The following is an 11,654-nucleotide window of genomic DNA, read 5'->3' as shown; positions in this document are numbered from 1 at the left end:
CGACCGGCCGGGCCGGGGCAGGGTCCCCGGCCCGGCCGGATGTCACTCGAAGCGGATCTCGTCGATGGAGATGGTGCTGCTGCCGCCCTGCCAGAAGCCCATCTGGAACTGACCCGGACTGGTACGGCTGATGCCGTTGGCCACCATCGGGATCCTGATGTCCTGGTAGGAGGTGGTGATCGTCGGATGTGCGCCGCCGTCGAGGGTGAAGTCGGCGAACACCTTCGTCGTCCCGCCGACCGACACGTTGAAGTGCGTCTGCTCGCCGCCCGAGGCGCCCTTGACCCTGACGACGAGGTAGGTGTAGGCGGAGACGTCGGTGTTGATGTCGCTGCCGAACCAGCCGCAGTTGTTGTACTGCAGGACCAGCGCCCCGCCGGCGACCACGCCGCTGCCGCCGCCGTTGAGGAAGCAGTTGCCGCCGGTCCACTTGCCCAGGTCGTTGAGGTTGGACGACGGGTAGGCCGGGGTGCCGTCGAAGTTGTCGACGACCAGCCCGACCGGGCCGCCGGCCTTGGTCGAGACGTTGAGCGTCGCCGAGGCCGCGGACAGGTTCCCGGCGGCGTCGAATGCCTTGACCGTGTAGCTGTAGGCGGTGCTCGGCGACAGGCCGGTGTCGGTGAACGAGGTGCCGGCGGCGGTGCCGACCTCGGAGCCGCCGCGATAGACGCGGTATCCGGTGACCGCGACGTTGTCGGTACTGGCGTTCCACGTCAACGCGATGCTGGTGCCGGTCTGCGTGGGTGAGGCCAGTCCGGTCGGTGCCGTCGGTGGCGTACAGTCGCCGGCGCATCCGGTCGTGGTGGCGGAGACGGCGGTCGACGGCGCGGACGCGTTGCCGGCGTTGTCGACGGCGACGACCGTGTACTGGTAGGTCCGACCCGGTGAGCGGCCGGTGTCGGTGAATGACGTCGCGGTCACGGGGGCGGCGGTGACCTTCGCACCGTCGCGGTAGACGTCGTACCCGCGCAGCCCGCTGCCGCCGGTGTCGGTGGACGCGGACCACGACAGCGACACACTCGTGTCGGTCACCCCGGTGACGGCCAGGCCCGTCGGGACCGACGGCGCCGTGCAGTCACCCGTGCAGGCACCGGTGGTGCTCAGCGCGCCGAGGTTCACCCAGCCGTCCGTGCCCTGGTTGCTGTTGGCGAAGGAGAGCGGGTATGCGGGCCGCCACTGGTCGATGACCCAGTCGGTGAGCCGGGATGCCGCGGGGCGGGAGCGCAGCACGGCAGGGGTGACGGCCTCGAGCGGGTTGCGCACGCGCAGGACGAGGCTGTAGTTGCCGGCGGGGACGCCGGCGGCGTTGAGGGTGGCGGAGAAGTTGACCGGGCGGCCGAAGTCGAGGTAGGTCGGGTTGGCCCCGACGTTCCAGTCCGGGAAGGCACGGATCTTCAGGGGCTGGACCTGCCGCAGGTCCCAGTCGGTGTCCCAGGACTTGACGATGTTGCCGCCGCTGTCGCGCAGGCCGACGACCACGGTCCACGGGTAGTAGAACGGCGCGACCCCGTCGTTCTGCATGGTGACGCCGACCTTGAACGTGCCCGAGGCGGTGGCGTTGAAGTTGGCCTGCGGGATGTGCAGGTTGTAGCCCATCTTCCGCACGCCCGCGGCGACCTTCGGATCGGTGGCGCTGTACCCGCCCGCACCGGTCTGGTTGATCATCCAGCTGATGTGGGTGAGCTCCGTCGCGGCCAGCACGTCGTCGACCTGGCCCGAACCGCCGGGCCAGTTGGCGTAGAGGCTGCCCTGGATCTCAGGCCGTGCCTCGCCGCCGATCGACTGGGTGGTCCACCGGTTCTCCGTGCCCGAGTCGAGCATCAGCTGCGTGAACGCGTCGGGCCACCCGTTCATGGACACGGGCAGGGTCATGCTCTTGAGCTGCCCGTTGCGCCATTCCATGTACGGCCAGGAGTCGTCGTGGAAGCCGATGTTCGCGGTCTGCGTGCCGGCCAGGCCCGGGTAGCGCACCTCGAGCTGGATGTTGTCGAACGCGTTGTCGAACGCCTGGAGGATGGTGCGGATGGTGGCGTCGGTGGGCATCAGATCGGGGTAGCCGTCGGTGGTGTCCCGGTCATAGGGCCAGGTGTGCCACTCCCCCCACAACCCGACAAGGCCCAGCGTCATGAACGCGATCCGGGGGTCGGCGGTGCCACCCGGACCGGCGTGGTCGTATCGGGCGGCGAACGCGTTGATGAAGCTGGTGAACGCCGCGATCACGTCGGGATCGTCGTAGTCGGGGCTCACCGTGCCCCAGAACCCGTTGGTGCGCAGCGCCATCTTGCCGTTGAGGCACGGTGGGATGCCGTTGCCCGGATGCGAGCCCGTACCACCCGGATACTCGACGTAGAAGCGGAACGCGAGCTGACGACCCCAGACCGCCGCCTCGTCCAGCGCCTTGTCGAACACGCTCCAATCGAAGACGGTGCAGCTCGAGGGGTCCTTCATGACCTCGTTGAGCGCGAAGTACGCCCACATCACGCCGCCGGGGTACTTGCTGGCGTAGTTGTCGCCGGGGAACAGGTACGGCGCGAAGCCCTTGAGCGGCTGGCCTACCGCAGCGGCGGCGTAGGTGTAGGTATGGGCGGTCAGGCCGGCGTCGGGGCCGGGTCCCACCGGCGGTCGGGCGGGCGGGCCGGCCGCGGCCACAGCCGCGCTCGACGTGGCCAACACCACGGCCAGCGCCGCTGAAACGACGGCCAGCAGTCGTCGTAGGAGTCTCATCGGATCCCTCCGGGACAGGGGCAGGAACGTATCCCATGACACCAGAGGGGTTGCGCAATCACAAGAGATGGTCTTGCGTTACAGCAATCCAATACGGTAATTATTAGGATGGAAACGGACATAAACCACAGTCAAATCTTGCGTTAGCTTGCGTTTCTCTGTTTGGATGCGCTCCGATACCCGCACTCCCCCTGCAAGGAGTCCGTCGCATGACACGAGCCATCCGCATGGCGGTGGCGCTGGCACTCATGTTCACGGTGGCCGGCGCAACCCCCGCCTGGGCGCAGCAGCGCACCGACACACCACAGTGGACACCGCTGACCTATCGGCCGGCGCCAGCGGACAACCCACTCAAGGGCTTCATGCCCTACGCCGGCAGCTACCAGGCCTTTCCCTACAGCATGGAGTGGTTCTACATCCCGCTGCGCGAGGTGATGACCGGACCCAGGACGTTCACCTGGGCGCCGCTGGAACGCCGGCTCGACGAGATCAGCCGGCGCGGCCACCATGCCGCGTTCCGGTTCTACCTCGACTACCCCGGCAAACCCACCGGGATACCCCAGTTCCTCCTGGACCAGGGCCTGGCCACGCACACGTACGACGACTTCGGCAACAACGGAGTCAGCCTCGCCCCCGACTACAACGACCCCCGCCTGGCCGCCGCACTCGACACCTTCATCAGCCAACTGGGCCGCAGATACGACGGCGACAAGCGCATCGGCTTCATCACCCTCGGGCTGATCGGATTCTGGGGTGAGTGGCACACCTGGCCGTACGACGGCTGGACCAACCCCGAGAACTGGATGGCCACGGACGAGGTCCAGGGCCGGATCCTGTCCGATTTCGCGGCGGCCTTCCATCGCACCCGGCTGTTGGTTCGCTACCCGAACGCCCAGAACGCCGCGCTGAACATGGGTTACCACGACGACTCGTTCGCGTTCGAGACGCTGCCGCCGACCTCGTGGCACTTCGTGCAGCGAATGATCGACGCCGGTGTCACCGGCAAGTGGCGGCAGCAGCCCATCGGCGGCGAACTGCGACCGGAAGTCCAGTCCTGCATCTGGGATCAGCCGATCAGCTGCGGCCAGTACGAGGACTGGGCCGAGTCCGTAACCAGCACCCACGCCTCGTTCCTGCTCAACCAGACGCCCTTCGACGGGGCCGGCTTCACCGGTGACAAGTACCTGCGGGCGCTGGCCGGCGCCAGGTCGCTGGGCTACGAACTGACCGTCACTGAGGACTCCCTCCGCGCGGCCGCCAACCGGCGTGCGAACGTCGCGGTGCGCATCGCCAACCGCGGCGTGGCCCCGTTCTACTACGACTGGGACGTCGAACTGGCCGCGATCGACCACAAAGGACGCATCGCGAAGCGGTGGCACACCCCCTGGTCGGTGACCGGCATCCAGCCGGACCAGCCACCGACCGAACTGTCGACCCAGCTGGATCTGGGTGGACTGCACGATGGCAGCTACCGGCTGGTGCTCCGGGTGGCCAACCCGCTGCCCGGCGGCAATGATCTGCGATTCGCCAACACCAGCCAGGACGTCCAGACCGGCTGGCTGGGGCTCGGCACCTTCACCGTCCGCTGACCAGGGAGCCGATGCCCTCTGGATCGTGATCGACCGTTACCAGGGTGCCGGTGTTCCCGCTGAGGACGCGCCGGGCGGCGGCCGGCATCCCCTGGTCGACGATGACGGTGTCCGCGCAGTTCAGTGGCCCGATGGTGGCGACGCCGGTGGTGTTCCACCGGGTGTGGTCGGCAAGCACGATGACGCTGCTGGCCATCGCCAGGAAGGAACGGATGACGGTCGCCTCCATCGGGTCGGCTGCGGTGTAGCCGCGCTCATCGATGCCGTACGGCGCGAGGAAGCACTGGTCGACGTTGAGCGACCGTGCCGCCGCTTCGGCCACCGGTCCGGCGAGGGCACCCGTTCGGGTCCTCTCGCCGCCGGTCAGCACGAGCTGCTGGTCCTGACGGCCGTGCCGGCTGAGGACCGTGCACGCGGCGATCGAGTTCGTCACGACGGTCAGTCGCGGCACGCCGACGAGGTACCCGGCGAGCAGGCCGGACATGACGTCGCCGGTGATCGTGACGGCCGCGTCCGCGGCGACGAGCGCGGCGGCATGACGCGCGATCGCATGGTGCGCCGGAAGCGCGGCTCGATGGGTCCAGGTTGCCCGAGCGGTGGGTATCGTCGCCGCGACGGCACCGCCGCGGACTTGTTCCAGGAGACCGAGGCGGGTCATGCGGCGCAGGTCGCGCAGCACGGTGACGCAGGAGACGTCGAAATGGCGGGCCAGGTCGCCGATCCGCGCGCCGCCGTCGCGGTTGACGACGTGGAGGATCTCGGCACGGCGCTGATCTGGGTGCCGGTGCCGCTGGGCGTCCGGCATCCGGATTGGCTGGGATGTCATGGGTGTCTCTCCCGGGTGGCCACGATCGGCCGGACGCCGCGCAACACCGACCCCGGGCGAACGTCGCGGCGTCCGGAATCCCGGCGCCGGACATGGCGAGCGATTCTGCGCGGTTGACACACAGAGTCGACACCGATGCGGCCACAAACGGCTGACCGGTGTCGCCTGCGATGCTGACGGAAACGCGACCTGACCAGGACAAACGCTGCATCCGAGGAGCGGCTACGCTCGCCTGTTTCCGGTTCGATACGAGAAGGTGTTGACAAAATTTCGAAGCGCTTCATCATTATTGGCGTGTCAGATCGAAGTAGCAAGAGCCGATTCAGGTGCCGGCCTCGATCCCACGAGACCGGCCGGACCGGCCGGTCCGGCCGGGCGTCTGCCGCCGCGCCGGGGGTGGAGCGGTGACCGCCGTGGCCGGTCCGGCGAGCGGCACCGTCCCCGTCGCGGCGCCCGCGGATGCTCAGGATGGGCGCCGGCGATCACGACGGCGTGACGATCGGCGGGTCGCCTGGCTGTTCCTGGCGCCGGTGCTGCTCGGCTTCACGGTGTTCTACCTGTATCCGACGGTGCGCGGGATGTGGTTCTCGCTGACCGACTACAGCCTGCTCAACACGCCGAGCTATGTCGGCGGCGCGAACTACGCCAAGATGCTGGACGACGCGCAGTTCTGGAACTCGCTGCGGGTGACCGGCTACTACGTGCTCGTCAACATCGGTTCGCAGACCCTGCTCGCGCTCGGTCTGGCGGCGCTGATGCATCGGCTCACCCGGTCCACGGTGCTGCGGGCCACGCTGCTGGTGCCGTGGCTGGTGCCCAACGTGACGGTCGGCCTGCTGTGGGCCTGGCTGCTGGACGCCAACCTCGGCTTCATCAATCATCTGCTGTACGGACTCGGGCTGGACGGGGTGTCGTTCTACTCCCCCAGCTGGTCCATGCCGTCGATCGCGCTGGTCAACACCTGGGCCTACACCGGCTACACGGCGCTGCTGTTCTACGCCGGCATGCTGCAGATCCCCCAGCACCTCTACGAGAGCGCGGCGCTCGACGGCGCCGGCGAGCTGCGCATGTTCCGCCGGATCACGCTGCCGCTGCTGCGCCCGATCCTGGCACTGGTCCTGGTGGTGTCGCTGATCGGCTCGTTCCAGATCTTCGACACCGTCGCGGTGGTCTACCAGGGCAAACCCATCCCGGAGACCCGGGTGATCTACTTCTACATCTACCAGCAGGCATTCACCTACTTCCACATGGGCTACGCCGCCGCCGTGGCGATGGCACTGGTCGTCATTCTCGGCATCCTCACCTTTGTGCAGCTTCGCCTGCTGCGTGCCTCCCGCTCGGACCTGGCCTAGGAGACACGATGCGCAACACGCAACGCGACCGGCGCGGCCAACTCGGCCGGGCACTGGCATGGACAGTCCTGATCGTCGCGGTGGTGGTGACGATCTTCCCGTTCTACTGGATGCTGCGCACCGCGCTGACGCCGGCGGCAGACCTGTTCTCCGACGCCGGACGGCTCTGGCCGCAGCACCCGACGCTCATCAACTTCGCCCGCGTGCTCGGCTTCGTGGACGCGGAGGAGGCGCGCGCGGCGGGTGGCTCGGGGGCACACATCAACTTCCTGTGGTACACCGTCAACTCGATCATCTACAGCGGCACCATCGCCGTGGCGCAGACATTCTTCTGTGCGATGGCCGGCTACGCCTTCGCCCGGCTGCGCTTCCCGGGGCGGGACCTGGTCTTCGGGCTGATGATCGCGTCGCTGATGGTGCCGCCGATCTTCACGCTGCTGCCGAACTTCTCGCTGGTCAAGGACCTCGGCCTGCTCAACACGTTCGCCGGGTTGGTCGCGCCGAGCCTGCTGATGACCCCGTTCGCCGTGTTCTTCCTGCGGCAGTTCTTCCTGTCCATCCCGAAAGAGGTCGAAGAGGCCGCGGTGCTCGACGGCACCGGCCGATGGGGCATCTTCTGGCGCATCGTCCTGCCGATGAGCCGCGGCCCACTCATCACCATCGCGCTCACCACCACGGTCTGGGCGTGGAAGGACTTCCTCTGGCCGCTGCTCGTGGGCCGGGAGGAGCAGACCCGGGTGCTCACCGTCGCGCTCGGCGTCTTTCTTCAGCAGTCCCCCAACACCCAGCCGGACTGGACCGGGCTCATGGCCGGCTCCACGCTGTCCGTCCTGCCGGTCCTCGTCCTGCTGATCTTCCTGGGAAAGCGGCTTGTGGAGTCGCTCAACTTCACCGGCATCAAGTGACACCCACACCCCACCCACCCGAGAAAGAGACACCCCCGTGAACCGTCCGAAACGCATTGCGGCCGCCGTCCTGGCCGTCGCCCTTGCCGGGCCCTTGGCCGCGTGCGGCGACTCCTCCGACAGCAAGAGCGGCGGCAACGTCGCGCTCAACTACTGGCTCTGGGACGACAACCAGACCGCGTCCTACCAGGCCTGCGCCGACGCCTTCCACCAGGCCAACCCGACCATCACAGTCAAGATCAGCCAGACGGCGTGGGCGCAGTACTGGCAGAATCTGACCACCCAGCTCGCCTCCGGGTCGGCGCCCGACGTGTGGACCGACCACGCCTCCTACTATCCGCAGTTCGTCACCAGCAACCAGATCCTGGACATCCAGCCCTACGTGGACCAGGACAAGGTCGACCTCAACCAGTACCAGGCCGGCCTGGCGGACCTCTTCGTCAAGGACGGCAAGCGCTACGGCCTGCCCAAGGACTGGGACACCATGGCGCTGGTCTACAACACGACGTTGCTGTCGGCGCAGGGCGTCACGCCCGAAGCGATGGCCGACCTGACCTGGAACCCCACCGACGGCGGGAGCCTGCAGCAGGTCATCGCGAAGGCCACCGTCGACCAGAACGGACACAACGGCCTCGATCCGGCGTTCGACAAGAACAAGGTCAAGGTGTACGGGTTCGAGCCGGAATGGGCCGACGGCTCACAGGGGCAGAACGGCTGGGGCGACTTCGCGGTCAGCAACGGCTTCACGTTCCTGGACAAGAACCCGTGGGGCACCCACTACAACTACGACGACCCGAAGCTCGCCCAGACCATCGACTGGTACAAGCAGCTCATCGACAAGGGCTACGCACCCAAGTTCGACAAGAAGTCCACCGTGGGCCGTGACGCGGTGATGGACGCCGGCCAGGGCGCGATCACCATCGTCGGCTCGTGGACGATCAGCACCTACCTCGGCTCCAGCGCCAAGCAGAAGTACGCGTTCGCGCCGCTGCCCACCGGCCCGGCCGGGCGCAAGACCGCCATCAACGGCCTGTCCGACGCCATCTACGCCGGCACCAAGCACAAGGATGAGGCCTGGAAGTGGGTCAAGTTCCTGGGCTCCAGCGACTGCCAGGACCTCGTCGGGGCCAACGCGGTGGTCTTCCCCGCCATCAAGACGGCCACCGACAAGTCGCTGGCCGCGCACCAGGCGAAGGGCCGGGACGTGCGCGCGTTCACTGACCAGGCGAAGGCGCCCGGCGGCACGTTCTTCCTGCCGATCACCGACCACGGCAATGAGGTCAGCCAGATCGTCGAGGATGCCGTGCAGTCGGTCATCCTCGGTCAGGCTCCGGCGGGCGAGGCGCTGAAGAAGGCCAACGACAAGGTCAACGCGCTGTTCAAGTAACCCCGAAGCACACCGGATGCGGCGGGACGCCAACCACGGCGTCCCGCCGCGTCTCAACCCGCCCATCGTCCGCAACCCCGCTGCGTCGCGTCGCACCGCAAGGAGAACCATGTCACTGCTCGTACCTCTGGCCGACCGCACCTTCGCCGTCGAACTCGGCGGCGACGGCACACCGCAACCGGTGGACGGCGGCCTGCTGCTCCCCGCCGGGCGGGTGGCGGTCCTGCACACCATGGGCGACGCATTGTTCTACCGCAACGGCCAGAACTCCTGGAGCCCCTGCGGCTGGCGGCGCCTGTCCGCGGCGCCGCTGCGCATCGCCGACGAGCGACGCCGGACCACCGCCGACGACACGATCTGGGACGACCCGGCCCGGCACCACTCGTCGGCCGTGGCCGCCGTGCAGGACGGCAACGGCAACGTGCTGCTGCTGGGCGCGCTCGGGCTGGGCACGCCACGGCTCAGCGCCGACCAGGACACCCTGGCCGGGTGGTACGAGCACGGCGCCGCGCCCTGGTTCCTGGCCTACGGCCGCGAGGAGCAGGTCTTCGCCGACTACGCCGAACACCTGCACAGGCGCATCGGTTCCCGGAAGGGGCGGGCCGGCAACGTGTGGTGCAGCTGGTATGCCTACTACGAGGCCATCACCGAGACCCAGCTGAAAGAGGACATCGCCGCGCTGCGTGGGCTGCCGTTCGACGTGGCCCAGATCGACGACGGCTGGCAACAGTTGGTCGGCGACTGGCAGCCCAACGCGAAGTTCCCGTCCGGCATGGCCGCGTTGGCCGAACGGATCACCGACGCCGGGCTGACGGCCGGACTGTGGCTCGCGCCGTTCATCGCCCTGCCCGGCTCCGAGACCGCCCGGAGCCGGCCCGAGCTGCTGCTGCGCGACGCCGAAGGCCGGCCGGTGACCGCCGGCTACAACTGGGGCACCGGCTACTGGGCGCTGGACCTGACCCGCGACGACGCCCGTGAACACGTCGCCACGCTCATCCACCGCGTCGTGCACGAATGGGGCTTCCGGTACCTCAAGCTCGACTTCATCAACGCCGCTCTGGCCCCCGGCGTCCGGCCTGCCGGCACCGACCGGGAACAGGTCTACCGCGACGCGCTGGCCCTCGTCCGCGAGGTCGCCGGCGACGACACCTACCTGCTGGGCAGCGGCGCCCTGCTGCTGCCCTCGCTCGGACTCCTCGACGGCCTGCGCAGCGGACCCGACGTCGCACCCATCTGGCAGAACTACGCCAGTGACGACCCCTCCGACGCGATGGCCCGCAACGCCGTCGTCAACACCGTCCACCGCCTGTGGCAGGCACCGCTGGCCGAGATCGATCCGGACGTCGTCTACTTCCGAAGCCGCCTCAACCTGCTCACCGAGCGCCAGATGGACTGGCTGCGCGACCTGGCCGACATCTGCGGCTTCCGAGCGGTGTCCGACCCGCCCGGCTGGCTCACCCCCGGCGAGCTCGACGCGATGACCACCTACCTGAGCAGGCGCCCGGCGATCACCCGGCACGACCGGTACCGTTACGCCATTGACGGCCGCGTGGTGGACTTCACCCCAGCCGTGGACCCGGCAATCGGCGAGCAGCCGTATCCGATCTCGTGATTCGCTCGCTAGACTTCGTAAAGATCACAGCATTATTGGTTGGTGTGGACTACGTGTCGAGGGGGCTGCGGTGACCGAGTTGGTGACGACCGGAACCGATCTGACCCGGTTGCGCGAACTCAACTCGCTCACCGTCATCCGCGCCCTGCGCGGCTACCCGCCGTCCACCGTCACCGAACTGTCCGGCCGCACCGGACTGTCCAGACCCTCCACCGACGTCATGGTGCAGGCCCTGGTCGCCGACGGCTGGGCCACCGTCGTCGAACCGACCGGCAGCAGCATCGTCGGCCGGCCCGCGCGCCGCTACCAGTTCCGCGCCGACGCGGGCCACGTCCTCGGCGTCGACGTCGGCGGGCACAAGATCCTCGCCGTCCTCGCCGACCTCGACGGCACCGTGCTGCACAGCACCCGGCGGCCGGTGACCTCCGACGCCGACCCGGCCACCCGACTGTCCGCAATGGACGCCACGATCGCCGAGTGCCTCGCCGGGGCCGGCATGACCTCCGCCGACCTGTGGGCGGTCACCGTCGGCGTCACCGGGCCGGTCGACGCGACCGGACGCACCACCCTGTTCACCCCGCTCCCCGGCTGGACCAGCGTCAACCCGGCCGAGCACCTCGGCACCATGTTCTCCTGCCCGATCCTGGTGGAGAACGACTGCAAGCTCGCCGCGGTCGCGGAACGCTGGCACGGCGTCGCCCAGGACTCCGACGACATCGTCTACCTGCTCGCCGGCATGCGCACCGGCGCCGGCCTGATCATCGACGGCACCCTGCGCCGCGGCTACGGCGGCGCGGCCGGCGAGATCGGCGCCCTGCGCGCGGTGCGCTGGCTGGACGCGCCGACCCACCTGCAGAACTGCCCCGACCTGCCGGACAGCGTAGGACCCGACGACGCCGCTGCCTGGGTCTTCGCCGCCGCCCGGGACGGCAACCGCGCCGCCCGGACCGCGGTGCGCCGCTACACCCGCGACCTCGCGATCGGTGCCGCGGCGCTCGTCCTCGCCCTCGACCCGCACGTCGTGGTCGTCGGTGGCGGCTACTCCCGCTCCGCCGACGTCCTGCTCGAACCGCTCCGCCGTGAGCTGGAACGCCTCTGCCTGCGCGTGCCCGAGATCCGCGCCTCCACGCTCGGCGACGAAAGCGTCGCTCTCGGCGCCCTGCGGCTCGCCCTCGACGAGGTCGACGCCCGCCTGCTCAACACCGGCCTCGCCGCCCCGCAGGCCCCCCGCCGCCACACTCCGGCCGCAACCTGATGCG

Annotated in this window: 8 protein-coding genes; 6 read left to right on the top strand and 2 right to left on the bottom strand. The window is 68.8% G+C overall.

The window, feature by feature from the left end; all coding sequences use genetic code 11:
• Positions 1 to 42 precede the first annotated feature (42 nt).
• Positions 43 to 2,724: a fibronectin type III domain-containing protein gene (locus tag ACGFI8_RS30960; protein WP_392810306.1), complete on the bottom strand. Its 2,682-nt coding sequence runs from the start codon at positions 2,722 to 2,724 to the stop codon at positions 43 to 45.
• A 209-nt stretch (positions 2,725 to 2,933) separates the two neighbouring features.
• On the opposite strand from ACGFI8_RS30960, the gene ACGFI8_RS30955 reads away from it, so the two are divergent.
• Positions 2,934 to 4,313 carry a DUF4832 domain-containing protein gene (locus ACGFI8_RS30955; protein ID WP_392810304.1) on the top strand — a complete coding sequence of 460 codons (1,380 nt, stop codon included), beginning with the start codon at positions 2,934 to 2,936 and terminating at the stop codon, positions 4,311 to 4,313.
• Here the strand turns inward: ACGFI8_RS30955 and ACGFI8_RS30950 are convergent.
• The gene (locus ACGFI8_RS30950) at positions 4,300 to 5,139 is read right to left on the bottom strand and encodes a DeoR/GlpR family DNA-binding transcription regulator (protein WP_392810302.1); all 840 of its coding nucleotides are present in this window, start codon (positions 5,137 to 5,139) and stop codon (positions 4,300 to 4,302) included. The genes ACGFI8_RS30955 and ACGFI8_RS30950 overlap by 14 nt on opposite strands.
• A gap of 404 nt (positions 5,140 to 5,543) precedes the next feature.
• Between ACGFI8_RS30950 and ACGFI8_RS30945 the strand changes: the two genes are divergently transcribed.
• From ACGFI8_RS30945 to ACGFI8_RS30925, 5 genes are all read left to right on the top strand, one after another.
• A complete protein-coding gene (locus ACGFI8_RS30945) occupies positions 5,544 to 6,491 on the top strand; it encodes a carbohydrate ABC transporter permease (protein WP_392810300.1) in 948 nt (315 codons plus the stop codon).
• Positions 6,492 to 6,499: 8 nt separating this feature from the next.
• Positions 6,500 to 7,396: a carbohydrate ABC transporter permease gene (locus ACGFI8_RS30940; protein ID WP_392810298.1), complete on the top strand. Its 897-nt coding sequence runs from the start codon at positions 6,500 to 6,502 to the stop codon at positions 7,394 to 7,396.
• A gap of 37 nt (positions 7,397 to 7,433) precedes the next feature.
• Complete coding sequence (locus ACGFI8_RS30935) at positions 7,434 to 8,783, top strand: ABC transporter substrate-binding protein (protein ID WP_392810296.1); 1,350 nt, start codon at positions 7,434 to 7,436, stop codon at positions 8,781 to 8,783.
• A gap of 109 nt (positions 8,784 to 8,892) precedes the next feature.
• On the top strand, positions 8,893 to 10,395 hold the full coding sequence (locus ACGFI8_RS30930) for a glycoside hydrolase family 36 protein (RefSeq protein WP_392810294.1): 1,503 nt from the start codon (positions 8,893 to 8,895) through the stop codon (positions 10,393 to 10,395).
• 70 nt (positions 10,396 to 10,465) lie between these two features.
• Positions 10,466 to 11,650, top strand: a complete 1,185-nt coding sequence (locus ACGFI8_RS30925) for an ROK family protein (RefSeq protein WP_392810292.1) — start codon at positions 10,466 to 10,468, stop codon at positions 11,648 to 11,650.
• Positions 11,651 to 11,654 lie beyond the last annotated feature (4 nt).

It is taken from the genome of Dactylosporangium sp. NPDC048998 (assembly GCF_043197855.1).
Classification (GTDB): Bacteria; Actinomycetota; Actinomycetes; order Mycobacteriales; family Micromonosporaceae; genus Dactylosporangium.
Note: the sequence above shows the minus strand (reverse complement) of the source record. Positions and strands in the feature narration are given on the sequence as shown.